A 25,261-nucleotide genomic window follows, 5' to 3' on the forward strand; every position below is an offset into this window, starting at 1 on the left:
CGCGACGTAAGATGGATATATAGTGAAACTTTCATCTACAGTAGTTTCACCCAGTCTAACCTCTTATTTCTGCATATTAAAAACGGAAATACAGATAGAATCAAAAAATTTATTATAAGAGGTGAAATTATGAACAAACAACATTTAATCGCATTAGACTTAGACGGAACTTTATTAACAGACAACAAAATAATTTCTCCAAGAACGAAAAACACAATTGCAAAAGCAAAAGAACAAGGACATATTGTCGTTATTTCAACAGGACGTCCATTCCGCGCTAGTTACGATTATTATAAAGAACTTAGCCTTAACACACCAATCGTAAACTTTAATGGAGCTTACGTGCATCACCCTCTTGATTCAAGTTGGGGAACACATCACTCTCCTCTTGAACTTTCAACAGCGCAAGAAATCGTCCGAGCTTGCTTTGATTTCGGCGTGAAAAATGTCTATGCTGAAGTCATCGATGATGTGTATGTCCGTGAAATTGATGAAGATAAAAAACATATTTTTGAATTCGGTTCTCCAAGGATTTTCACAGGAGATTTATTAAATATTTTAAACGACCATCCAACTTGCTTATTAATCGATGCACATGACGAGCATTCTGCTGCAATTCGCCAACATTTAACAGATATGCATGCTGAAGTCATCGACCATAGAAAATGGGGTGCACCTTGGCCAATTATTGAAATTGTAAAAAGCGGATTAAATAAAGCTGTCGGATTACAAAAAATTTCAGGCCATTATAACATTCCTAAAGAGCGAATTATCGCTTTTGGTGATGAGGATAACGACTTTGAAATGATCGAATTTGCTGGTCATGGAATCGCAATGGGTAATGCGATTCCTGAATTAAAATCACTTGCAAATCATACGACATTAACGAATGAAGAAGATGGTATCGCTCTATATTTAGAAGAGGTTCTTGGATTGTAATCTAAAAATTCCCTGCTTATAGTTTCTCGCCAAACGCTCATACTATTATTAGACGCAAAAGTCAGCGCGTCAATTGTTTTCAGCTAAATAAAGGGGGTTTTTCGAATGGGTAAAAAGAACAAATCAAAACGTTTTATCCAGCAAGGAGCCGATGCTGTTATGAAGCATGATGCAAGATTCCCGTACAGAGGTACATTAGCTGAGGCAGAAAAAGCGAGAAGTAACTCTTCATTTGGAGGGGTTTAAATGGGGAACTTACTATTCCAACAAGCTAGAGACGCTGTTTCAAGTGCCGTTTCTTGTTCAAGTGGCGCTGAACAACAGGAACTCGTTTATAGAGCAAAAAACTCTTTGCACTCTGCTTATGCAAACTCTTCAACTGCTGAAAAAGTTCAGCTACGTGAAATGCAGGAGCAATTGCAAAACATTACGAATTCGCATTAAAAAAGGAGGACCAGCTTTGGTCCTCCTTAATCTTTTCTAAACAATCCAAACACACCGACCGTTTGCAGTATATTTGTAAATGCATCTGGGTCCACTTGTTTAATAACCCTCTCTAATTCGTACAACTCGTAACGAGTAATAACAATCATTAACATTTCTTTATTTTCATTTGTATAAGCACCTGTTGCTGGTATAGTTGTAATCCCCCTCACTAAGCGAGAGTGAATCGCTTTTCGCACATCTGCCCCATTCTTTGTAACAATTAATGCCGTAATCTTCACATGACGGGTATGAATCGCATCAATAATTCTCGTTGATACATACAAAGTGACTAAAGTATATAATGCCTTTTCCCATCCATATACGTAGCCAGCAGCGATAATGATAAGTGCATTAAAGAAGAAAAAATACGTGCCGACAGGCTTATCTTTTATTTTTGATAAAATCATAGCAATAATATCTAGACCACCTGTAGAAGCCCCCCACTTTAAAGCAATCCCTACCCCAATCGCTGAAATAATACCACCAAAAATCGCATTCAATATAATATCGTGCGAAACCGCTCTAACTGGGATAATTTCTAAAAACAAAGTCATAAATACAACACAAAGAAAACTAAAAAATGTAAAGGCCTTCCCAACCTTTTTCCACGCTAAAATAACGACAGGAATATTAAACAAACTAAACAATACCCCCGTAGATATATGAATAGATAAAAAGTCACCTAATATTTGTGACAATAATTGAGACAATCCAGCAAAACCACTCGCATACACTTTCGCTGGTGTTAAAAATAAATTCATCCCAATCGCATTTAATAAACCCGCAATAATTACAACGACTAACTTCTTAATAAGTTCAGTATAATTCAGCTTCAAATCCATTTCTAATCCACCTTTAGTATTCATGAATGCACCGCTATACATAGTCTTTACGAAAAAGGAAATGATAAACATACAACGTTTAGAAATGGAGTTGATACATATGCCACATACTAGCGATAACGACAAAAAAGCACGCGACAATAATGCAAAGCGCACTCAAAAAAATGAACAAGAGCAAAAAAATATTCAGCAAGGAAAACGTGCATATTCTAAGAAAACCGATCACCTTTGATTACATCGTACATCAACTTTAATGTTGATGTACTTTTTTTACATTTTACAGGGAAAAAACATTAAAAATTCACTTCATGTTCACTTCTATATTCTACAATAGCGATAACATATTCGGATGAGGTGTTAGCATGAAAGGAAAAAGTACATTCATTATCACTGCACTAATAAGTATATTAATACTATCTGCTTGCGGACAAAAAAATGATTCGGCCACAATCGCTACAACAACAAACTCAACCATTACGAAGAGCGATTTCGAAAAACAATTGAAAGATCGATACGGAAAAGACACGCTATACGAAATGGTAGCACAAGATGTTATTACTAAAAAATATAAAGTATCTGATGATGCAGTAGATAAAGAAGTAGAAAAAGCAAAAGATCAATATGGAGAACAATTCAAAGCAACACTAGAAAATAATCGTTTAAAAGATGAAGAAGATTTCAAAAATCAAATTAAATTCAAACTTGCATTGAATGAAGCGATTAAACAAAGCGTTACAGAAAAAGATGTGAAAGACCACTATAAACCAGAAATTAAAGCTAGTCACATTTTAGTAAGTAACGAAAATGAAGCGAAAGAGATAAAGAAGAAATTAGATACCGGCACTTCATTTGAAGAATTAGCAAAACAAGAATCTCAAGATTTAGCATCAAAAGATAATGGCGGAGACCTCGGATACTTCGGGGCAGGCAAAATGACACCTGAATTTGAAAAAGCTGCCTACAAATTAAAGCCCGGCCAAATTAGCAATCCCGTAAAATCACCAAACGGCTATCACATTATTAAACTAACTGATAAAAAAGATTTACAACCTTACGATAAAGTGAAAGACTCTATACGTAAAGACTTAGAAGAAGAACGTCTTGCCGACCCTTCCTTCGGTCAAAAATTATTACAAGATGAATTAAAAAAGGCGGATATTAAAATAAATGATAGTGACTTAAAAGATACATTTTCTCATCTTTTTGGGAAAGAGAAATAAAAAACGAGGGTGCAAACTTTTTGAACAGTATGCATGATGGTAAATGAGATTGTATCGGCGGTTTTTCGAATATATCGATTTACCGACAAAAATTAACTATAAAAAAGAGGGGGCTGTTTGAAATAGCCTCCTCTTTTTCCATTCATTTTATTTCTTAAAGTAAGTCCAACCTTCTTCTTGGTAAATCTTTTCTTCTTTCATCAGTTTACCAAGTGCACGCTTAAATGCAGCCTTACTCATGTTAAAACGTTCTTTAATGTCTTCTGGGTTACTCTTATCCCAAAACGGCATTGCTCCGCCTCGTTCTTCCATATATGCATAAAGTACTGCTGCATCATCTTCCATTCCTTCTTCTTTACGAGGAAGAAGTGAAATGTTAATTGTACCGTCATCTTTTACGTCAATAATACGACCTGTTACGCGCTCACCGATGCGGACTTGTTCTTTTCTTTCTGTATGGTGTAAGAAAGCACGGAAATGCTCGTCAGTTAGTATGAATGAACCAACTTGAAGTGAGCGATACACACGTCCATTTACGTTTTTATTACGCATAGATGGCGTTGCATCTACGATAATTTCTTGCATATCACTGTCTCTTGCCGGAAGAGCAATTAAACGATCACGATTCGTTAATTTTAACGTACAATATAATTCGTCGCCTTCCTGAGGCCATACTGGCATATAAATTGGAAACTCATCAAGTGGAATTAGTATATCTTTCGATACACCAATATCAACAAATACACCTAAACTAGGAATAACTTCTACAACCTTTACCCAATTCCAATCATGCGTTGTAATAATTGGTTCCTTCATTGTTGCTGAAATACGATTTTGGTGATCAAGGTATAAGAATACATCAATCGTATCGCCTTCTGCAATTTCTCCAGCTAATTCGTTTTTATGTAGGAAGATTTCTTCCTCTTCGTTTCCAACCATATATCCGATTTCCGTTTCGCGTAAAACAGTTACCTGTTCAATCGATCCTAATTGCAAATACATATTTTTTAATTCCCTTCTATATATATAAAATTATCTTTTTTATCATTCCAAACAAAAGTTAATTATAACACGATTTTTCCTTTATTTGTCCAACTGCCCAAAATTCACTATAATTAAATAAAGACTGTATCTATAGGACTATATTCCCCTACGGATGATCCGTCAAAACACTTAAGTTGCAACACTCTATCTAATCGATGTATTTTCCGCTATACTTTAATATGTATATTACATAGCCTATTTAGGTGCATGAAAAGATAGAAATTTATTTGGAGGTGCTAACTATGGCAAAAGAGAGTTCTTTTGACATCGTTTCGAAAGTAGAATTACCTGAAGTAACAAACGCAATTAACATCGCATTAAAGGAAATCCAAAACCGATATGACTTTAAAGGTAGTAAAAGTGATATTAAATTAGAAAAAGAAGTACTTGTTTTAACTTCTGATGACGAGTTCAAATTAGACCAAGTAAAAGACGTTCTAATTTCTAAACTTGTAAAACGTAACGTTCCAATTAAAAACTTGGACTACGGAAAAGTTGAAACTGCATCTGGTAATACTGTTCGCCAACGTGCAACTCTGCAACAAGGTATCGATAAAGATAACGCGAAAAAAATTAACAACATCATTAAAGAAATGAAATTAAAAGTAAAAACGCAAGTACAAGATGACCAAGTACGCGTAACAGCGAAAAGCCGTGATGACTTACAAGCAGTAATCGCAGCCGTTCGCAGCGTTGACTTACCAATCGACGTACAGTTCATTAACTATCGCTAAGAAAAAAAGATCCTCTATCTATACAGAGGATCTTTTCTTTTTAACCGCAATTAAAAAAGCAATAAATAATACGTTCACACCGACTATTAAGGAGATAAACAACCAATTCACACCTGTTTCTTCGCTAACTTTATACACATTCGACTCTTCGCGCTTTAAAACAAGATAAAACTTTCCGTTTTCTTCTCTTATAATTTCGTCTTCTAACAATCCTCTTAACTCTTGTTTTTCACCAATTGCACTTACAGGTAAGGAGACCTTTTGCGTTTCTTTTGTATTATTAATCGCTACTAGTGTTACTTCATCTTTATACTTTCTTTTTAGTATACTCATTCCATCCTTATCATATAGAAGTTCAAACGTACCACGTCGTAAAGATGGTCTCGTTTGTCTAAGTTCACCTAGCTTCATTATGTGCTGCATAAACTTTTCATCAGATTTGAAATCCATTAATCGTCTATTATCTGGAGCATCCCCTCCATCTAATGCGATTTCAGTTCCGTAATAAAAATTCGGTATCCCCGGGGATGTTAATAAGTAAGTGATCGCTAGTTTTAAACGAGACGGCGGGTAATACATATTTTCTTTTGCAATACGTGCAAATCGCTTTGTTTCTTGATTATCTAAAAACGTAGCGAATTCCTCTTCTTTTCCACTCACATCATATAAAGGTTTCACAGACATATCTGCTTTTGAAAATGACTCTACTATTTTTTTATAGTACTCATTATCTTCCTTTGTCATAATGTGAAAATCTTTCTTTACCTTCTGCAAATCCTTTTGCACTTCATCCCAAAAAGCACGCGGCTTTTTTTCACTATGTATCACATAACTTCCGTCTAAATCGACTTCTTTTATCCACCATTTCATCGAGTCTATTAATTGTTGTTCATTTTCTTCATACGGAAATTGAAAGACAACTTTCATTCCTTTTTTGTGAGCCTCATTTACAAGTTCTTTCACATCATTTTCTGTTCCGAAATGTTCATTTACTTTTTGAAAATTTCGAACGCTTAACCCGTCATACTTTTCACTTTCAAAAAGTGGCGAAAGCATAATAGTAGTAAATCCCATTTCTTTTATGTAGTCCAATCTTTTTATAATCCCACGTATATCTCCGCCCTGATACCCTTCTAAATTACCAACGTCTAACTGTTTGTCATTTTTCGATTCTCCGTTATTAAAGCGATCAATCATAATGGAATATATAACTTCATCTCGCCATTCCCTTTTTTCTTCCGCAAAAGTATGTACTGGTACAAACAAAATAACAGCTAAACAAAAACAAATGAATAGTTCCTTAGTCCATATTTTTTTCACACGCATCCCCCAAACTTCCAATTGTAAGAATATTATACCAATTTTCAGAGCAAATCGCATACGTTGATTTTATTCCTCCAAAATACATCATGTTAGGTTTTCTAACATCCCTTAAAAGTTTTCTGAATTTTTAGTTGATTTTTCTTTTTATTTCGGATATGATATGAAACATAACATATAGATGTTATTTTTTCTAACATCATAGGAGGAGAGAGAATGAATACGGGAGATACAGTTTTTATTTTTGTAACGACAGTAATGGTCATGTTGATGACACCAGGATTGGCACTTTTTTATGGGGGTATGGTTCGCAGTAAAAACGTACTCAGCACGACAATGCACAGTTATAGCGCAATGGCTATCGTTTCGATTCAATGGATTGTTATCGGTTATTCTTTATCATTCGGGCCAGATTGGCACGGACTTATCGGCAATCTCGATTGGTTCGGTCTAAACGGAGTTACCTACGCACCAAACCCAGACTACTCATCTACTATTCCTCACAATTTATTTATGATGTTCCAACTCATGTTCGCTATTTTAACTCCCGCTTTAATTTCAGGGGCATTCGCCGAAAGAATGCGATTTTCTGCCTTTCTTATTTTTATCCTTCTTTGGACAACAATCGTTTACAATCCTGTCGCTCATTGGGTATGGGGCGTTGGCGGATGGCTGAGAGAACTCGGTGCGTTAGACTTCGCTGGTGGTAATGTCGTTCATATCACATCTGGCGTTGCTGGTCTTGTATTAGCTATTTTCCTTGGAAAACGAAAAAACATAAGCGGTACCTCCCCTCATCATTTACCATTTACAATGTTAGGCGCAGGCTTACTCTGGTTCGGCTGGTTCGGTTTCAACGTCGGTAGTGCATTATCTTTAAATGACGTAGCTTTAACCGCATTTATTAATACAAATATAGCCGCCGCTGCCTCAGCTCTAACTTGGATGCTTTCTGAATGGTTCTTCCAATCAAAACCGACTGCGATGGGAGCTGCTTCCGGGGTTGTTTCTGGTTTAGTCGCAATTACGCCGGCTTGTGGATTCGTTACACCTTTCTCCGCTCTTCTTATCGGAGCAATCGGCGGTATATTATGCTTCGGAGCTGTCTTCTTCTTAAAAAACAAGTTCGGATACGACGATACACTCGATGCATTTGGATGCCACGGCATCGGAGGAACTTGGGGCGGTATTGCGACAGGACTATTTGCAACTACTACTGTAAACAGTGATGGTGCTAACGGTTTATTTTACGGAAATGCCGCGTTACTACTTAAACAACTTGTAGCAATCGGGGCAACATATGCATTCACGATCATAATGACGTACGCCATTATTAAAGCCATTAACTTTTTCCTCCCTGTTCGGGTAGATGAGCATGAGGAACATATGGGACTTGATATTTCGATGCACGGCGAGAAAGCTTATGAGTATGTAGAAAAATCCGCAAATTAAAACGAAAAAGGTGTACTCCGTTCTAACACGGGGTACACCTTTTTCGTATATTCATAACGATACAATTATCCCAAACTATTGGCATATAAATATCCTTATCTATCTATTCATATAAGCATCTTACCTTTTCATTAGTGCATTTAAAACGAGTTGTACCGCAACCGCATCATCTAAATAACCGATTGGAAATATATAATCCGGAATTACATCGACCGATAATATAAAGTAAATCAGCGCACTTCCCATTAAAGCAAGTTCTGCAGTCGTTCCCTTCTTCTTCATAAATCTCTCGTACAATTCTTTTAAATCATTAATAAACGGGCCAATACTGCTTACCTTTTGAATCTTTTCAAGAAACCCCTTTTCAATCGTTTCTTTCCCTTCTTCCGTTTGCGAATATTGTTCATAATTCGCCAATTGCTGCTCTACATTCGATATACTAAACTTTTGATCATAGAGCTGGGCGGATTCAAGTAAATGCTCAATGTTATTAATGGAAACATGAATATCAGATTGTTCCTCCTGTTTTGTATCAATAGAATAACCTGCCGCCACAAACAAATCACCAACCGGAACATCAAGGCTCTCTGCGAACTTTTGCAAATGCTTTGGATTCGCCTTTCGCTTGCCATTCACAATCATTGAAATGGTAGCAGTATCAATTTCAGTAAGCGAACTAAGTTTTCGCATCGATAAAGACTTTTCCTTAAGTAACTTTTTCAACAACAATCCAAGATTACTTTTTTCATTATCTTGAGACATATCTCATTCCCCTTTATTCACGAGAATAACCATAGTTATTATAAGAAAAATAACTACAACCTCTATACAATTCATATTAACAAATTTTTTTGACTATTTACAAGATAGAAGTCTTTTATATGTTTACATTTTGTAAACAAAAAAGCTATCTTAAAAATTTAAGATAGCTTTTTAACTCATTTTAACCATTTCCGCAATAATAAAAATACACTACCGCAAATTACGTAAGAACTCACGAATGTAACAATTGCTATAAAAAATGAATGATGTAGCGAAAAGGTTAGTACCGTTAATGAGAAAGATACAAAGATTAAATCCAATAAAATAAAATAGCCTGAACTTAAAACACTTTCTACTAATTGTAATTCCGACTCTAACTCCGAGTACTTTAGCCTTTTATACAGTAATCTCAATTTCACTCACCTTCTATGAATTAATCAAAAAATGCAGCAAACGCAATAACTAATAATAATGTTCCACTAATCAATGTACCAAACTGACCTAAAGTGAATTTACCGATGCGAACGTGAGCTATCTTTCTACCTAATGCAACTCCGCCCCATACTGTAATAAAACTACCCACTGCAGCTGCAATACAAATAGCAATTGGATTCAAACCGAATAAACCCGCTCCTAATCCATTTGTGAGCGCATTAGCAGACAAACCAATTCCAAGAAAAATAGATTCTGTAAAACCGATTTCCCCAGATTTACCGATATTTTTCGTCAAGCCATTTATTTCTGCGTCCGCCGCTTCGCCTTCAGTCTCTTGCACCGAAACCTTCCGAGGCATTGCTAGTAAAATGATTCGGAGGCCGATTATAACTAATAAGAACGAACCGATTACAACTGGCATAATCCCAGGTAAAATTTTTGACAGCCATAAGCCAAAATATATTCCTACTACACTAAATAAAAAGCAAATTACCGAAATAATAAAATTTGATAGATGACTAATTTTTATATTTCGAATGCCGTAAGAAATCCCTACCCCTAAGTTGTCAATACTTGATGAAAATGTTAGTGCTAATACCATCATCCATGCTGCCATTTCGTTCACCCCTTCGTATTGTTGAACGTTCCGGAAACTAACGTGACATACATAGCATGGAATATGAATAAGGGAGAAAATAACTCCCTATATTCCTTCCACTTAACAGCTCTTTTTAAAAACGAGGCAGAGTGAACCACTTCATTATATTCATGCGATTTACTTTCCCTTTTTCACGAACGGATTGAAAAATATCTCCCGTAAAAGATCCCATTTTACTAGAAATCTCTTTTTGCATCGCTTTATTTTCTGATGCCGCTTTTACACTTAAATCTAATGCCTGCTCAAAATGCTCTAACGCTTTTTCCAAATGATAATCTACATCTTTTTCTACAGCTTTATGCATCATGCTTAATCTCCTCCTCTTCATCTTGCGCTTGTTCAGCTGCCGCTTCTATAATTTCTTGTTCATCAGTAGTGTCATCTTCCACATAAGAAAGTTCTTTCTCAAATTGCTTTTGCATTCTATCCATTTTCGCTTCCACAATAATATCTTCCACTTCTTCTTTAATTGTTTCAAAAGTAGACTTCACACCTCTTGCTCCTGATTCAACAAGCGGACGAAGTGTATTTCTTACGACAGGTAATAAAGCCGCACTTGCTAACGCTAAAGTAGATCCAATAACAACTTTTCGTATCATTTTCATTGCTCCTTTACACTGTTTTTAATAATGCAGATTCAGAGACTACCGGTTTTACTAGATTATTATTCTTATATGAAACTAAATTAATAATAGGTTTCGAGATTTGAGATACTGTACCCGCTACGAGAAGAACAGGTATCCATTGCGTCAGTGTTAACGGAACGGTATGGAATATACGAGCTAACGGCGGTACATATATAGCTGATAACAATACGAGCCAAGACGTTCCTAACGCTGCAATAAAGAAACGATCTTTTGACCAATCACGCATCGTTTCTTCCGATCCCTCTTGTCTCCAAGAGAAAGTTTGAATGAGCTGTCCAGCAACTAAAGCCGCAAATGCTGATGTTTGTGCTACTGGAAGTGGCACTCCAACTGCTAAACTAATACCAAATACAGCGAGCGAGCCTACCCCAAGCAATACTCCTCTTGTCACAACTTTTTTGTACAAATCTTTATCAACAATATCTTGGCGTTTCGTTTGCTTCGTTTTGTTTCCAGGGTTTACAGCTAAAATCATCGCTGGTAAAGCATCGGTAATAAGATTCATTAATAAAATTTGAATTGGCACTAACGGAATTGGCATTCCTGCAATAACAGCAGCACTAGTCACTAACACTTCCGCTAAATTCCCCGTTAATAAACAACCAACTGCTTTACGAATATTTCCGATGATCGTTCTACCTTCTTTTACCCCTTCAACAATTGAACCGAAATGATCCTTCTTCAAAATCAAATCAGCGGCTTCTTTCGTAACTTCTGTTCCGGTTTGCCCCATCGCAATACCGATATTCGCCTTTTTTATAGCCGGTGTATCATTTACACCATCTCCAGTCATCGCGACGATTTGACCATCAGCTTGGAAGGCAGTTACAATTCGTAATTTATGAGCCGGAGTCACACGAGCAAAAACAGATGTACTTTTCACAACTTCTTTTAATTCCTCATCTGCCATGTTATCAATTTCTAATCCCGTTAAAACACGATCTTCACGGTTCCAAATTCCAGTTTGTTTCGCAATCGAAATCGCCGTAGTCGGATGATCTCCCGTAATCATTACTGGCTTCACACCTAACTCAATCGCTTCACGAATACTCTCTTCCACTTCAGGTTTTGGCGGATCAATCATACCGACTAATCCAACAAAAGTAAGATCATCACTTTCGCCATTGCTGTATGCGAAACCTAATACTCTTAATGCCTGTTTTGCAAACTCTTCATTTTGTTGTAAAATAACTTCTTTTTGCTTATCACATAACGGATATATTTGACCGTTATCTTGATACCATTTACAACGAGTAAGAATTGCCTCTACAGAACCTTTCGAGAACTTATATAACTCTTCAGCATTACTCTCTTTACAAACAACACTCATAATTTTCGTCTCTGAATCAAAGGGTTCTTCATGATGACGTTCAAATGACGCCATATCTTCATGTAATGCACCCGCTTTAGAAGCCAAACTTAATAAAGCTCCCTCAGTCGGATCACCTTTCACAATCCATAGGTCATCTTCCTGCTCTAATTTACTATTGTTACAAAGGACACCAATTTGAAGAATACGAGATAAATCCGGATTTTCTAGTGGCATGCTTTCCGTTTCATAATAAGTAGCCTCTTCTATATCCGTATCTACAGCAGCAGCAACTTTAGATGAAGTTACATCAGCAATCGCCCCTACTGGTTCATACCCATCACCCGTTACACTCCATAAACGATTCGGCGTAGCAATTACTTTAACCGTCATTTCATTTTTCGTAAGAGTTCCCGTTTTATCAGAACAAATTACCGTCGTTCTACCGAGCGTTTCTAAACTCGAAAGCTTCCGAACGAGTGCATTTTGCTTTTGCATACGGAATATACCCGCACTTAAAGCAATTGTGATCATAATTGGCAACCCTTCTGGAACAGCAGAGGCAGTAAGAGCAACCGACGTCGTGATCATTTGCGTAATTGGCAGTCCCCTTAGTAGCCCCGCCATAAGTACAAGACCACCAGCTACAAATGCTCCTTTAATAAATGTTTTACTAATAGATGTCACCTTTTTCTGCAATGGCGTAGGCTCTGTTTCCTCCCCTTTCATTAAGGAAATCATATAGCCCATCTCTGTACACATACCTGTTTCTACTACAATTGCTACCGCTTTACCACGTGTTACAGACGTCCCCATAAAGAGCATATTGTTTCGCTCTGCTAACGAGCATTCTTCTGGCATAGCGTCCGCTTTCTTTTCAACTGGAAGTGACTCTCCCGTTAACATCGCTTCATTAATTTCTAAGTTCCAAGAGTTAACAACGCGAAGATCAGCAGGTACACGGTCTCCCGCTTCCAGGCAGACAATATCTCCTGGAACGAGTTCGCTACTTGATATTTCTATTTCTGCTTCTTCTCGTATTACTTTACAAACAGGAGCTCGGAATTGATTTAAAGCCTCAACTACCTTTTCCGCCTTCCGCTCTTGAAGCGTCCCAATTATTGCATTTACAACGAGAATTGTCCCCATCGCTAATCCATCAAACCAACCACCAGATATAACAGATAATCCGGCTGCTCCGAGTAGAATAAGCGATGTAAATTCTTTAAATTGCCCCATAAACGATACAATCCAATGAACTGACGGTTTCGGTTCAATTTGGTTCATTCCGTATTCTTCTTTTCGCATATTTACTTGTGCATCACTTAATCCATATTGCTTCTCAACTTGTAATCTATTCATCACTTTTTCTTGATTAAATGTATACCACGGAATTTGATCTTGTTTAGCAGGAATCACTTTTTGCTGAGAAGAAACCATTTTCGACAATTCTCCATAGGAAAATATCTTCTCACTCATTCTTTTCGCCCTAGATAAGAACGTTAACGATAAAGCATTTGCAAATAAGGCGATTACAGGTGCTGTGAATATAGACCAAACTGCTAACATCTCTCCCACCACATTCCACACTTTCGCTGCGCGGAAATGCTCATTCACCAACTTATTGATTCGGTTTGCATACGCTGTAGATTGTGGGATATTTTTTATTTCTTCAAACGGTATAGACGGAAAATCATTATTATGATCCGATGCAAATAATACCTCTTCTCCATTTGAACGAAGCAATTCCACCCGTTTGGTAGCATCACCCTGCTGCCAGCTATCATCCACACCATATTGAGAAAGAATGTTACGATTTACATGTAAACTATTTTGCAAAACGCCTATACTCCACTTATTTTTACGTAACCCATTGACTATTTCTTTGAGTTCAGGAATAATGGTAACCTTCGATCCAACTAATAGACCGCAGCATTTTTTATTTTTAGCGACGAACTGAACTTGAAAACCTTCTTTTTCAAGTCTCTTCGCTTCCAGCTCATACGCACTTATATCTACACCATTTCGCTCGGCAAAATCTTTACTTCCGAAAAAGGAAGTTATCCCTTGAATTTCACCTTTTATCCCTTCATTCTCTACTTGAACTTCAAACGCCTTTCTTAACGTTCTTCCAGTTTTCGCCGCCTCTTGCACGACTTCTTCTTTCCAAACATGCTCACTTTTTTCAATAAGAGAAGCGGCTGTGCACCAAACTTGCCCGTCATTTTCATCTTGTGAAATACAACTCATTCCCTCTGCTGAGACCTGGAATATACGAGATGTATCATCCAATACTATCGTTTTTGTCCGAGACAATTGCGATAACGACCCACCACTCGGAATGACATATCCTCTTTCTCTTGCAACAAGATCACCTTGTCGCCACGCATATTCTGCCGATGAGACAGCTGGTTTCGGATTAGCAGCTAATAAAACTGCCATTCCGCGCAAAGGGTTTCTAGTGAAAGCCCAAGTTGCTCCACCAAAAATCATTCCCCATTTTGATTGCTTTTCACTATAGGCTTTAATCTCCGGAGAAAGGAGATTTTCTTTATACGCCTCATTTTCTTCGTTTATGTTTGCTTGACTACGCTTCCAGTTTAAGTAGTTTAATAGACTAAGACCGGCAAGCACGACAATATTCTCCCGTGCCAGCGCAAGTGCAAGTGTTCCTACACCAAGCACAAGATCAGAATTCACCTTTTTGCTAGCAACCATTTTTTTGAATCCTCGCTTCAAGAACGGATAACCCGTCACAACAGATAAAGCTCCAGATACATAAAAAAGACCAGGACTTCTAGCTAAGGCAGATCTACCCATAAATAATTGTTTTATGCCGAAAGCACCTAACCCAACAACTGAAAGTGCTAACGGTAACGGCACACCTTCATCCTTTTTGCTATGAACAGTGTCATTATTACGAGGAACTACACTAGATGAATAATCTATTAATTCCTTCTTTTCTTCACTGCTATTTGTACTAGTTTTCTTTCGCTTGGTCACTTGTTCTTCTATAAGTTGAATTATTTTGCAAATGTTATGTAGAGAGGTCTTGTTGATATCGTAAGTAATAAGGGCTCTTCCTGTAGAAATAGAGGGACTTACTTGATAAATACCTTCCGCTTGACTAAATCGGTCTAATATCAAGTTCGCCATGTTCTTGTTGTGTTTTAACTTATAAATTTCAATTCGAATTCTTCCAGGTAACGATCGTATAAATCTCGTTTTTAATGATTTACTTTGCATCCCCATCCTCCTTATCGTCTTGAAGGAAGTAAAAAGCTGTATTACTCATGGAATGATTAAGGAGTGACAGGCAGGTTTTCATAATCTATATTTTGCTCAGAATGATACGCATTTACACGAGAAAACCATTTTTCCTGGAATTTAGAAATTGTATTCGGAACAGCTTCGACCGCTCCTATAATTGGTGATACTGTTTTCACAGCTACTTTACGTGCCGCTTCTTTCACTTTTGGCAAAGCTTCTTCCATTTCTGAACCAGCACTTTGAATTTGTTCCTTCGCACCAAGAAAAGCTGATACTGTTTTTACTGCAAGTTTTCGTAATCCCTTTCTCGCTTTTGGTGATGCCAATATAACCGCTGCTACCCCAATCGCTATACCAATTGGAGATTTCATAAATCGAAACATATTCATTTCTCCTCACTTAAAGTTATTTTGAATCTTTAAAACAAACAACTCATATACAATTAAGTAACCTTGTAAACCATTTCATCACATCCCTTATTTTGTAAAAAGTATATAAAGAGTATATATTTTCGTTTGTATTATTTCAACAATTTATTAGTTTTTTGTAAATTTTATGTTAATTCTGAAAATTATTTTGTAAATACTTCTATTTCTACGTAATGGGATAAGTAATATATTCCATAAACTTTTCTTACTCAATTGTTGAGATTTTGTTGAGAATTCATTTTGTATTTTTACAAATTATAAACAAGGACATGCACTTTTACGAAACAACTTTTATATACTATAAAAAAAACACTATAAGGAGTGATTTTCATGAGCTTCTCCTACTGGAAATACGCTATCCTCAATCACATCACTGTAAATTTCCGCACCTTCTTATTCAATATTACTGTCGCTATTTTAGGTGAAATCGCACTCTTTCTTGTCCTAAGTTTTATTCCAAAAAGACTTCATAAATTTTTCGCATAAAAAAGCCTGAGTTCCTATTGATGCAGAACTCAGGCCACTTAGTTTTATTAAATAAAAGGTAATTATTACATTTATCGTTTTTGCTATATATCGAAATTGATACATATAATTTATTTGCACTTACACTCGTGTATACCCCATCTAGTATTATAGAAAATATATCAACGATTTTTTAATATATCGATCGTTTCCTTCTATTATATCGACTTTTCGACACAACATATCGATTTATCTGCACAATTCGACGTAACTCAAACGAGAAATACATCTGCATAACTTATGAATCACCGTACTTACTTTTATTCAGGCTTAATATAATAAGAAACGCAATCGCTATTACAGCTAAAAAGCGAACTGGATTAAACGGCGTCCCTACCGTTTCATTAAACCGATGATAAATGAAAGGGATCATCTCAAGTACCATTAACCCCATCGCAAATTTGATACGTCTCAGCCATCGCTTTATTTTTTATAAACGTGGCGCGCTCATCACCTTGTTTCCCGATTGCTATAAACATTTTTATAATAGCAAACACTACAAATAAAAAGACGACCGAAACCCGGTCGTCTTTTCCTATTTACTTCGGAACATTACCTACATACTGCGTAATATCAACATTTAACGCCCCTGCTAAACGCATTCCGTACTCTTGATCTGCACGGAAGAAGTTACAAACAGCTAATAATTTCGTACGTTCATTTACGTCTTTTAAATCATTTGCTAAGTTCGCAATTAAGTTGTCTTGCTCTTCTTTAGAGAATGAACGGTAACGCTCACCCGCTTGTTTGAAGTCATTTGGTTTCTCGATTTTTTCACGAGATACATAGCCTTCTACTTTCATAGTTGAATCGCGGTAAGTTGGGTCTTCAACTGGGTTTTCAGTATGGCGACTCGGTTCGTAGTTTATTGTAGATGGGTTTTGATCGATTTGCATCGCACCATCACGTTGTTGGTTACGAACAGCTGCGTATGGGCAGTTTACAGGAATTTGTAAGTAGTTTGCACCAAGACGATAACGCTGTGTATCTGGGTAAGAGAATAAACGACCTTGTAATAATTTATCTTCAGATGGTTCAATACCATTTACAGTTGCACTTGGAGAAAACGCCACTTGTTCTACTTCTGCAAAGAAGTTTTTCGGGTTTCGATTTAACGTCATTGTCCCTACTTCGATTAATGGGAAGCGATCTTCCGGCCATACTTTCGTTGGATCTAGTGGATCGAAGTCTAAAGAGTCCGTTTCATCTAGTTCCATTACTTGTACGTGTAAATCCCATTTCGGATAGTTCTCTTTTTCAATTGCATCGAATAAGTCACGAGTTGCATGGTTGAAGTCTTTCCCTTGTACCTCTTGCACTTCTTTCGCACTTAAGTTACGTACGTCTTGCTGTGGCTTCCAGTGGTATTTAATATAAACGATTTTGCCCTCTGCATTAATCCATTTAAATGAATGGACGCCGAAACCTTCCATTTCACGATAACTTGCTGGTGTACCGTAATCAGAAAATACCCATGTCATCATATGTGTTGATTCTGGAGTTAACGTCATGAAATCCCAGTAACGATCTGGCGTTTGAACATTTGTATCAGGTGCTGGTTTTAAAGAATGCACCATGTCAGGGAATTTAATTGCATCACGAATGAAGAAAACAGGTAAATGGTTACCTACGATATCGTAGTTTCCTTCTTCTGTATAAAATTTAACAGCGAACCCGCGTGGATCACGAGCTGTCTCTGGAGAACCTTGACCATGAATAACCGTTGAAAAACGAACGAATACAGGTGTTTCATTTCCTTCATTTTGTAAAAACGCTGCTTTCGTATATTGCTTCATGCTGTTTTTCGTTACGAATACACCGTGAGCACCTGCACCACGTGCATGCACAACACGCTCCGGAATACGTTCACGATCAAAGTGAGCAAGTTTTTCTACTAAATGATAGTCTTCTAACAATACCGGTCCACGGCGACCAGCTGTACGAGAGTTTTGGTTATCTCCAACTGGAGCACCTTGGTTTGTTGTTAAGCGATTATTTGGATTCATCAGGGGGGATCCTCCTCTTTCTTTTGTAGTAATTATTATTTATTTAAAATTATTATAAACTAATTATTATTCAAAATTAAATCCTTGTCAACTATTTCCTTCATTTTTTTGGAAACAATTTCAGCTAAGCAATCAATAAATACAGATTGTAAATTGGGCATATTTAGTCTAGAATATGCGGTATTTAATTCATCAGTTACAACTTTACATTCATAATCGGTTTCATATAAAACTTCTAAATCGAGCAATGTGTTTTAAACCTAAGTAACAAACAAATTCATACTCTGTAAACATTTTATTCATTGAATCTGTTAATTTATGCGCCTGCTCTTTCGTTATTTTCACAATTGGTGAAATTCCACCAATTGCTTTATACCGTCCGATTAAATTTTGGAGCGCTTCTTCCGACGGCTTACGCCCGTGACGAATGTGAGTGTACATCATCTAATGACTCCGGCGTTCCATACGCCATCACAAGCAAACCTAGTTTCTTCTTCGTCATCTATATAACACCTCAATTTTGGAAATGAGAATCTTTTTCAAGAACATTTGTTTCCAAGTATAACAAGTAATAATAAATACGTCAAAATAATAATTCTAAACAAATATTATCTCTAATATGATTTTGAATTTTATATGACAATTCATTTAATAAAAAAGCGACTTACATATATTTTGTAAGCCGCCCTTTCCCCTATTCTTTAATATTTACCCCATACTCTTTAAACCAAACATGAATTTGCGCTAAATGAGCTAAAAGTTGCGGCCCAGTCATTAATTGCCCAAACCACGGTTTTTGAAATGCACTGCCGCCAGACTGGATCAATCCGCTCAATTGCTCCTTATCGAACAATTCATGCAAAATTGAGCCTTTATCCGTTAATAAATCTTGGAGCCATACTGTTACTGCTTTCGTATAGTGCGGATTATGCGTTTTCGGATACGGACTTTTCTTTCTATATAATATATCATTTGGAAGTAATCCTTCTAACGCCTTACGCAATAGACCTTTTTCGCGGTTTTTATACATTTTCATTTCCCAAGGAATATTCCACGCATATTCGACAAGTCGGTGGTCCGCAAATGGAACGCGTACTTCTAAGCTTGCCCCCATACTCATACGGTCTTTTCTGTCTAATAATGTTGTCATAAACCATACCATGTTTAAATAAAATAATTGTCGTCTCTTCGCTTCTAATGGGCTTTCTCCCTCTAAAATAGGAACTTCTTGAATGGATTCTTCATAGCGCCTTTGCACATATTGTTGTAAATTTAATTTATTTCTCCATTCTTTCTTCAGAAGTTGTTCACGCGCTTCTGTAGAACGCATCCACGGAAATGCACTTGATTGTAAATCATCTTCTCTATAAAACCACGGATAACCGCCGAATATTTCATCTGCACATTCTCCAGATAAACCGACGACAAAATCTTGTTTTATTTCACGGCAAAACCATAATAATGAAGAATCAATATCTGCCATACCAGGCAAATCGCGAACGAGTACTGCTTCTGTTAAATACTGTGCTAGTTGTTCATTAGAAATGACGCAGCGATGATGAATTGTTTGAAATGTCTCTGTCATTAAATTAATAAATGGTGCATCTGAATTCGGCTGAAACGCATTCGCTTTAAAATATTTGTCGTTATCTTCATAGTCAACAGAATACGTGTGCAATTGACCTTTCCCTGATCTTTCATACTCTTTCGCGGCAATTGCTGTTATAGCACTTGAATCTACACCGCCTGATAAAAAAGTGCATAGTGGTACGTCAGAAACTAATTGTCTCGTAATCGCATCTTGTAATAAAAAACGAGTTTTCTCTACTGTTTCTTCAAATGAATCTTCATGTTTTTTACTTTCCACATTCCAATATTTCCATATGCATAAACCGTCTTTTGAGAACGTCATTGCATGACCCGGACGCAGTTCTTGAATACCAGCATATATACCGTGACCAGGCGTTCTAGATGGTCCGAGGCCAAATATTTCTGACAACCCTTCTAACGTTACTTCCGCCTTCACATCTGGATGCGCTAGTATCGCTTTTAACTCTGAACCAAATAATAATCGTCCGCTATCATATTTATAAAAAAGCGGTTTTACACCTAATCGATCTCTGGCAATAAAGACTCGTTCATTTTTCTCATCCCATACTGCAAACGCATATATACCGTTTAAATGATCGACACATTCTTCTTTCCATTCAATATAAGATGCCAATAGTACTTCTGTATCGGAATGCCCTTTAAATGTATAACCTCTTCTTAATAACTCTTTGCGAATATCTTCTGTATTGTAGAGCTCTCCGTTATAGCAAATCGCATAACTAGTTTCATCTTTCAAACAAGTCATCGGCTGTTTACCACCTTCAGGATCTACAACAATTAACCGTTTATGCCCAAATGCAACGTTTCCTTTAATCCAAACTTTATTATCATCTGGACCGCGTTTCGCTAGCGTTTCCGCCATCTTCGTCACGATGTCCCTTTCCCCTTCTAATGAGCGTTTATAATCCACCCATCCTGTAATCCCGCACATAAGAATCATCCTTCCTAATCTAATATCTGTTTCTGAACGTGCAGTAATCCCCACCCTATGAGTGCGGATACATAAAAACAACAAACTTGACGATAACTAACTATCCATATATGGAATAGCAGTTTCACAGTGTAAAGCGTGTTTTATTGTATGCCCATCTATCTTTAGGTGTGTCTAGTTATAAAGAACGTACGAACTGTCCATAACAAGAATAACTATTTCTATAAAAGGAGAAATGAACTATGATACAACGCAAACATATTTTGTATAACCAACCGCGCGCTCATACAGTCGGTAATGTAGAATATATAAACAAAGAATGGGTATTCTTTGATGATGAAAATGATGAGGCTTTTCTATTAGAAGATATTGCTGAAGATGGTTTTGAAATTTTATATAACAACAATTGGCTACCAGCTCGTTTTTATGAACAAGACATATTACAAATTGCAAATGAACAACATTCTCTCCAAAACGGGGAAATGATACGAATTCGAAAAAAATTACTTCTTAGCTATAATGAATGGCTTGAGGAATTACCTGATTCTGTCTTTACATTATTAACCGAATCATTGCAATCACTTAATTACTCTTTATATGATTGCATGTATTGTCATAATTATTTATCATTCTTGCCGAAAGATGAAGCAGGCGAAGGAGTAAATATTCTTTTATTCGATAACGACGAAATGATTTGTACATTGCAACATCATTTTGTACGCCACTCTTCCTCTAATAAAAATATTTTGCGATTTACGAAAGTAAACGGAGAAGAGTTGCATATTGATGCGACATAAAATAAAAACCACCTTATCTCCCAAATATTTGAGATTATAAGGTGGTTTTATTTTTTATTAGAATACTTGCCAACCAATCGGTAATTTCAGTCCAAGGTAAAATACCGCTACTAGTGCAACAATAAATAATCCCCAAAATGCCCCTGTTGCTTTGTTCTTGCTCATTTTCACAAGAACCATTTCCATTCCAGCGATTACTAATATACCAGCTAGCATTTTCATGCCGTACCACATGTGCATGCTACCTGTTGCCGTCTTCACAATACTCATGTACAACATGAAACCTGTCACAATAATGATAATGTACATAAGGCGAAGCCCCATATGTACACCTTTACCTTTTCTTCCTGCTGAATAAAGTGAATACGCAACGAAGAATAAAATTAATCCTAACGCCCATGCTGTAATATGCATATGTACCATCGTATCCCTGCCTCCTCTTTTTCACACTTTTTCACTCTATATGATAACATGTTCATATATTTTCAGGAAATGTTTCGCTTTTTTATATTTAAATGCTATAATATTTAGAGTATTTACAAACTTCTTGTAATAACAAAAGGGGGAACAATCATGATTCAAACTAAGGATATTATCGAACTTACAGACACATACGGGGCAAATAACTACCATCCACTTCCAATCGTTATTTCTAAAGCAGAAGGCGTTTGGGTAGAAGATCCTGAAGGAAACCGCTATATGGACTTATTAAGTGCATATTCTGCAGTAAACCAAGGTCATCGTCATCCAAAAATCATTAACGCTTTAATTGACCAAGCTAATCGAGTGACGTTAACTTCTCGTGCTTTCCATAGCGATCAATTAGGTCCTTGGTACGAAAAAGTTGCGAAACTAACAAATAAAAATATGGTACTTCCTATGAATACAGGCGCAGAGGCTGTTGAAACTGCAATTAAAACAGCTCGTCGCTGGGCTTATGATGTGAAAAAGGTAGAAGCAAACCGTGCAGAAATCATCGTTTGTGAAGATAACTTCCACGGACGTACAATGGGTGCTGTTTCTATGTCATCAAACGAAGAGTACAAGCGCGGCTTCGGTCCAATGCTTCCTGGCATTATTGTAATTCCTTATGGTGATTTAGAAGCGTTAAAAGCTGCGATTACACCAAATACAGCTGCATTCATTTTAGAGCCAATCCAAGGTGAAGCAGGAATTAACATTCCACCAGCTGGTTTCTTACAAGAAGCTTTTGAAGTATGTAAAAAAGAAAACGTTTTATTCGTAGCAGATGAAATCCAAACAGGCTTAGGCCGTACAGGTAAAGTATTTGCTTGCGACTGGGACAATGTAACTCCTGACATGTACATACTTGGTAAAGCACTTGGCGGCGGCGTATTCCCAATCTCTTGTGTTGCAGCAAACAGCGACATTTTAGGTGTATTCGAGCCAGGTTCTCACGGTTCTACATTCGGTGGTAACCCACTTGCATGTGCTGTTTCTATTGCAGCTCTTGAAGTATTAGAAGAAGAAAAATTAACAGAGCGTTCTCTTCAATTAGGAGAAAAACTAGTTGGGCAATTAAAAGAAATTGATAACCCAATGATTACTGACATTCGCGGTAAAGGTTTATTCATCGGTATCGAATTAAACGAGCCAGCTCGTCCTTACTGTGAACAACTAAAAGCAGCTGGTCTATTATGTAAAGAAACACACGAAAACGTAATTCGTATTGCACCACCTCTAGTAATCTCTGAAGAAGATTTAGAGTGGGCGTTCCAAAAAATTAAAGCTGTACTATCTTAATCATAGTGAGGTTGTCCTAAATATAGGACAACCTCTTTCTTTTTTTAGTAGTTTATCGTAAAATAAAAATTGAATATTCTGTTTTTGTTAGAAGGGGGGTAACTGTATGCTATTGAAATACGGTAAACACATTAATAATTTAGCTACAATTTTTATTTCTATGACATTCATCGGCTTCATATTATCTACAACTTTACTCAGCCATTATTCAACTCCTAATACATTCACACTACTCAAAACATCATTTTGGGCTGCTGTTTTCCTTACAATTATCGGTTTTGGCCGTGAGAGAAGCGCACTTGCAGTTATGCTAATTGGAATTTGTACTTTAGCATTAATCGGATTGTATATTTTCGCCATCATAGATTACTCCGTTAATCCACGCCCATAGAAAAGAGCTATCTTTTCACAAGATAGCTCTTTTTTCATTTCACTATATTTCTTAACGTACCAATTCCCTCTACTGTAATAACAACTTCATCACCAGCATGTAAAAACTTCGGTGGTGTAAAACCTTTACCAACACCAGCTGGTGTCCCTGTTGCAATGATATCTCCTGGCTCTAATGTCATGCCTTTACTTATAGTTGAAATAATTTCTTCTACTGAAAAAATCATTTCTCTCGTATTTGAAGTTTGCCTTACTTCTCCATTTACCACTGTTTCAACGTGTAATGCATTCGGCGTTCTAACCATCGATTTATGAATTAAATACGGTCCCATCGGACAAAATGTATCGAAACTTTTCCCTAGGAAAAATTGTTTATGTTTCCTTTGAATATCCCGAGCAGTTACATCATTTATAACTGTATATCCAAAAACATGATCAAGAGCTTTTTCTATTTTTATTTGTTTCCCTCGCTTACCGATAACGATTGCTAGTTCACCTTCGTAATCAAGTTCATTCGTCGCGTGAGGGTGACCATTAATTTGCTCATCAATTCCAATCACTGTTGTTGGCGCCTTTGTAAAAATCATTATATTTTCAGGGATAGACTCTACTCCGCCCATTTCTACCGCATGCTCACGATAGTTCTTTCCAACACAAAGAATATTTTTTCTCGGCCTTGGAATCGGTGCTAAAATTTTCACCTCTGCTAACGGATAATACGCCGATCCCGCATTTTCCTTCGCCCAATTTACAATATCGTACACTTTCTCAAGACATTCGCTTCCTCTTTCAATACACTCTAACATGGTAATTGGGATAGTAACCTTTTCCCCTTTTTGTCTTTGCGCTTCTCTTAAATGTAATACCTTCTCTTCCTCTTCATCCACAATACCTACAAATACTTTTTCTTCTTTCTTCGCCGTTACAAAACGCAACATTTCCACTCTCCATCCTAAAACTCATACCCTATAATTGTATTCGCATCCTTAAGAAAAAAACCTTCTTATACACGCTAATTTTTACAATATTCAACCATTCTTATATTTGTTCCTCATCCGTTATTTGACATAAAATGTAGAAATTATACTTTTTTTAGCGAAGATGTTTCTTTTTTATGGGATTTTTGTATAATATGTACTACATATATACATAAAATTTATTGAGAGATGGAGCCGATTTCAATGTTTGAGCAAGCTATCGAAAAAAAACGTGAAAAAATGATCTATTTTGCTGAACGCTACGGAATGACTTCTCAAAAAACAGTAGATTGTAGCCAGGAATTGGACAGGCTCTTAAATGTTGTTTGGCCTATACATACAGATTGCACACATACTCAAATGTTCGAAACACATACGCAATAACGTATGTGTTTCTTTTATTTCGAAAAAATACACATTTTATTGAAAACGCCCATACAATAGTAGAAAAGAAAATTTTAAAAACGAAAGGTGTTTTGTATGCCAGCTATGGTCGGACATATTCGTATCGTTAACATTGGATCAAGTGGTATTTTTCATATTGGAGATGTATTTGCGATTAGGCCTATTAGTTATTCACGCGCTTTTGCCGGAGCCGGTTCATTTAATGTTGGGGATAACGTCTCTGTCTACAATTATCAAAGCTCAACGACCGTCAATGATTCAGATATAATTGATCAAGCAATAATTGGTTCGAACTAAAGGGGGCGATTG

At 36.7% G+C, this 25,261-nt stretch carries 26 protein-coding genes and 2 pseudogenes; 12 read left to right on the forward strand and 16 right to left on the reverse strand.

Annotated elements, in window-relative coordinates:
* The first annotated feature begins 129 nt into the window (after nt 1-129).
* The 3 genes from JFT89_RS08180 to JFT89_RS08190 all read left to right on the forward strand — a co-directional run bounded on the left by JFT89_RS08180 (nt 130) and on the right by JFT89_RS08190 (nt 1,383).
* Complete coding sequence (locus JFT89_RS08180) at nt 130-939, forward strand: Cof-type HAD-IIB family hydrolase (RefSeq protein ID WP_002011310.1); 810 nt, start codon at nt 130-132, stop codon at nt 937-939.
* Nucleotides 940-1,044: 105 nt separating this feature from the next.
* On the forward strand, nt 1,045-1,185 hold the full coding sequence (locus JFT89_RS08185) for a hypothetical protein (RefSeq protein ID WP_000516816.1): 141 nt from the start codon (nt 1,045-1,047) through the stop codon (nt 1,183-1,185).
* A complete protein-coding gene (locus tag JFT89_RS08190) occupies nt 1,186-1,383 on the forward strand; it encodes a DUF3813 domain-containing protein (RefSeq protein ID WP_002011309.1) in 198 nt (65 codons plus the stop codon).
* A 26-nt stretch (nt 1,384-1,409) separates the two neighbouring features.
* Here JFT89_RS08190 and JFT89_RS08195 read toward each other — a convergent pair whose 3' ends face one another.
* Nucleotides 1,410-2,267 (reverse strand): YitT family protein, encoded by an 858-nt coding sequence (locus tag JFT89_RS08195; protein ID WP_033706531.1) that lies wholly within the window; start codon nt 2,265-2,267, stop codon nt 1,410-1,412.
* Nucleotides 2,268-2,367: 100 nt separating this feature from the next.
* Between JFT89_RS08195 and JFT89_RS08200 the strand changes: the two genes are divergently transcribed.
* Complete coding sequence (locus JFT89_RS08200) at nt 2,368-2,499, forward strand: DUF3941 domain-containing protein (RefSeq protein ID WP_001120851.1); 132 nt, start codon at nt 2,368-2,370, stop codon at nt 2,497-2,499.
* A 130-nt stretch (nt 2,500-2,629) separates the two neighbouring features.
* Nucleotides 2,630-3,487 carry a peptidylprolyl isomerase PrsA gene (prsA, locus tag JFT89_RS08205; RefSeq protein WP_002064228.1) on the forward strand — a complete coding sequence of 286 codons (858 nt, stop codon included), beginning with the start codon at nt 2,630-2,632 and terminating at the stop codon, nt 3,485-3,487.
* A gap of 147 nt (nt 3,488-3,634) precedes the next feature.
* Here prsA and JFT89_RS08210 read toward each other — a convergent pair whose 3' ends face one another.
* Complete coding sequence (locus JFT89_RS08210) at nt 3,635-4,489, reverse strand: CvfB family protein (protein ID WP_002011240.1); 855 nt, start codon at nt 4,487-4,489, stop codon at nt 3,635-3,637.
* Nucleotides 4,490-4,773: 284 nt separating this feature from the next.
* Between JFT89_RS08210 and JFT89_RS08215 the strand changes: the two genes are divergently transcribed.
* Nucleotides 4,774-5,265: a YajQ family cyclic di-GMP-binding protein gene (locus JFT89_RS08215; protein ID WP_002030284.1), complete on the forward strand. Its 492-nt coding sequence runs from the start codon at nt 4,774-4,776 to the stop codon at nt 5,263-5,265.
* An 18-nt stretch (nt 5,266-5,283) separates the two neighbouring features.
* Here the strand turns inward: JFT89_RS08215 and JFT89_RS08220 are convergent, their stop codons facing one another.
* Nucleotides 5,284-6,645 (reverse strand): alpha-amylase family glycosyl hydrolase, encoded by a 1,362-nt coding sequence (locus JFT89_RS08220; RefSeq protein WP_016094554.1) that lies wholly within the window; start codon nt 6,643-6,645, stop codon nt 5,284-5,286.
* Nucleotides 6,646-6,801: 156 nt separating this feature from the next.
* Here JFT89_RS08220 and JFT89_RS08225 point away from each other — a divergent pair, with 156 nt between their 5' ends.
* Nucleotides 6,802-8,037, forward strand: coding sequence for an ammonium transporter (locus JFT89_RS08225; protein ID WP_016094555.1), 1,236 nt, complete (start codon nt 6,802-6,804; stop codon nt 8,035-8,037).
* A 120-nt stretch (nt 8,038-8,157) separates the two neighbouring features.
* On the opposite strand, the gene JFT89_RS08230 is transcribed toward JFT89_RS08225, so the two are convergent.
* From JFT89_RS08230 to asnB, 11 genes and pseudogenes are all read right to left on the reverse strand, one after another.
* Complete coding sequence (locus tag JFT89_RS08230) at nt 8,158-8,799, reverse strand: DUF1232 domain-containing protein (protein WP_002064224.1); 642 nt, start codon at nt 8,797-8,799, stop codon at nt 8,158-8,160.
* A 176-nt stretch (nt 8,800-8,975) separates the two neighbouring features.
* On the reverse strand, nt 8,976-9,212 hold the full coding sequence (locus JFT89_RS30615; protein ID WP_002149873.1) for a hypothetical protein: 237 nt from the start codon (nt 9,210-9,212) through the stop codon (nt 8,976-8,978).
* Between the two features lie 20 nt (nt 9,213-9,232).
* A complete protein-coding gene (gene ytaF, locus JFT89_RS08235) occupies nt 9,233-9,913 on the reverse strand; it encodes a sporulation membrane protein YtaF (protein WP_080001738.1) in 681 nt (226 codons plus the stop codon).
* A 52-nt stretch (nt 9,914-9,965) separates the two neighbouring features.
* Complete coding sequence (locus JFT89_RS08240) at nt 9,966-10,199, reverse strand: hypothetical protein (RefSeq protein WP_016094557.1); 234 nt, start codon at nt 10,197-10,199, stop codon at nt 9,966-9,968.
* A complete protein-coding gene (locus JFT89_RS08245; protein ID WP_002087012.1) occupies nt 10,189-10,491 on the reverse strand; it encodes a hypothetical protein in 303 nt (100 codons plus the stop codon). The genes JFT89_RS08240 and JFT89_RS08245 overlap by 11 nt, the downstream gene beginning before the upstream one ends.
* A 13-nt stretch (nt 10,492-10,504) precedes the next feature.
* The gene (locus JFT89_RS08250) at nt 10,505-15,094 is read right to left on the reverse strand and encodes a cation-translocating P-type ATPase (protein WP_016094558.1); all 4,590 of its coding nucleotides are present in this window, start codon (nt 15,092-15,094) and stop codon (nt 10,505-10,507) included.
* 56 nt (nt 15,095-15,150) lie between these two features.
* Nucleotides 15,151-15,501, reverse strand: a complete 351-nt coding sequence (locus JFT89_RS08255) for a YtxH domain-containing protein (RefSeq protein ID WP_016094559.1) — start codon at nt 15,499-15,501, stop codon at nt 15,151-15,153.
* Nucleotides 15,502-16,309: 808 nt separating this feature from the next.
* Nucleotides 16,310-16,550, reverse strand: a pseudogene (locus JFT89_RS08260) (hypothetical protein).
* Between the two features lie 60 nt (nt 16,551-16,610).
* Complete coding sequence (katB, locus tag JFT89_RS08265) at nt 16,611-18,077, reverse strand: catalase KatB (protein WP_002064215.1); 1,467 nt, start codon at nt 18,075-18,077, stop codon at nt 16,611-16,613.
* 59 nt (nt 18,078-18,136) lie between these two features.
* Nucleotides 18,137-18,579, reverse strand: a pseudogene (locus JFT89_RS08270) (ferrochelatase).
* A 192-nt stretch (nt 18,580-18,771) separates the two neighbouring features.
* Nucleotides 18,772-20,619: an asparagine synthase (glutamine-hydrolyzing) gene (gene asnB / locus JFT89_RS08275; protein WP_201039743.1), complete on the reverse strand. Its 1,848-nt coding sequence runs from the start codon at nt 20,617-20,619 to the stop codon at nt 18,772-18,774.
* Nucleotides 20,620-20,861: 242 nt separating this feature from the next.
* Here asnB and JFT89_RS08280 point away from each other — a divergent pair, with 242 nt between their 5' ends.
* Nucleotides 20,862-21,416, forward strand: a complete 555-nt coding sequence (locus tag JFT89_RS08280) for a DUF2777 domain-containing protein (protein WP_002064212.1) — start codon at nt 20,862-20,864, stop codon at nt 21,414-21,416.
* Nucleotides 21,417-21,473: 57 nt separating this feature from the next.
* Here the strand turns inward: JFT89_RS08280 and JFT89_RS08285 are convergent, their stop codons facing one another.
* A complete protein-coding gene (locus JFT89_RS08285) occupies nt 21,474-21,839 on the reverse strand; it encodes a YisL family protein (RefSeq protein ID WP_000233497.1) in 366 nt (121 codons plus the stop codon).
* 150 nt (nt 21,840-21,989) lie between these two features.
* On the opposite strand from JFT89_RS08285, the gene rocD reads away from it, so the two are divergent.
* Both rocD and JFT89_RS08295 read left to right on the forward strand, forming a co-directional pair.
* A complete protein-coding gene (gene rocD, locus JFT89_RS08290; RefSeq protein ID WP_000616665.1) occupies nt 21,990-23,180 on the forward strand; it encodes an ornithine aminotransferase in 1,191 nt (396 codons plus the stop codon).
* Nucleotides 23,181-23,286: 106 nt separating this feature from the next.
* Entirely contained in the window at nt 23,287-23,571 is a 285-nt protein-coding gene (locus JFT89_RS08295) for a hypothetical protein (protein WP_000925332.1), read from the forward strand.
* 34 nt (nt 23,572-23,605) lie between these two features.
* Here JFT89_RS08295 and JFT89_RS08300 read toward each other — a convergent pair whose 3' ends face one another.
* Nucleotides 23,606-24,508, reverse strand: coding sequence for a fumarylacetoacetate hydrolase family protein (locus JFT89_RS08300; RefSeq protein ID WP_002140809.1), 903 nt, complete (start codon nt 24,506-24,508; stop codon nt 23,606-23,608).
* A gap of 243 nt (nt 24,509-24,751) precedes the next feature.
* On the opposite strand from JFT89_RS08300, the gene JFT89_RS08305 reads away from it, so the two are divergent.
* Together JFT89_RS08305 and gerPA are read left to right on the forward strand one after the other, a co-directional pair.
* Nucleotides 24,752-24,931, forward strand: coding sequence for an aspartyl-phosphate phosphatase Spo0E family protein (locus JFT89_RS08305; RefSeq protein WP_002087032.1), 180 nt, complete (start codon nt 24,752-24,754; stop codon nt 24,929-24,931).
* A gap of 96 nt (nt 24,932-25,027) precedes the next feature.
* Nucleotides 25,028-25,249 (forward strand): spore germination protein GerPA, encoded by a 222-nt coding sequence (gene gerPA, locus JFT89_RS08310; RefSeq protein ID WP_016094561.1) that lies wholly within the window; start codon nt 25,028-25,030, stop codon nt 25,247-25,249.
* The last annotated feature ends 12 nt before the right edge of the window (nt 25,250-25,261 follow it).

It is taken from the genome of Bacillus sp. TH25 (assembly GCF_016650935.1).
Classification (GTDB): Bacteria; Bacillota; Bacilli; order Bacillales; family Bacillaceae_G; genus Bacillus_A; species Bacillus_A mycoides.